The sequence below is a fragment of the Variovorax sp. DXTD-1 genome, assembly GCF_003984625.1.
Classification (GTDB): Bacteria; Pseudomonadota; Gammaproteobacteria; order Burkholderiales; family Burkholderiaceae_C; genus Variovorax.
Genome location: NZ_RWKH01000091.1, coordinates 1 through 233 on the forward strand (window position 1 = coordinate 1; position 233 = coordinate 233).

The window sequence follows — 233 nt, forward strand, 5'->3', positions numbered from 1 at the left end:
CGGCCACGACCTTTGCCAAGGTCTGGCGCGGTATGCCTTCGATGGTGGTGACTTGCGGGTTGGCGATGACGCGCGGCAGTTCGACGGCGCCGAACACCCGGTCTGGTGCGGCGCCGCTGACCACTGCGCGCACCTCGCCTTTCGTCAGCTCGGCAAAACGCGCCGAGGCATCGGCCCAGGGGCCTTGGGTGGGGTGGTAGAGCCACTTGCTGGCGGGGCCTTGATAGGTGCCG

At 68.7% G+C, this 233-nt stretch carries 1 protein-coding gene; it reads right to left on the bottom strand.

Features of this window, described 5'->3' with window-relative positions:
- A partial coding sequence (locus EJI00_RS25240; protein ID WP_221885080.1) for a hypothetical protein occupies nucleotides 1–233 on the bottom strand: 233 nt, incomplete at both ends.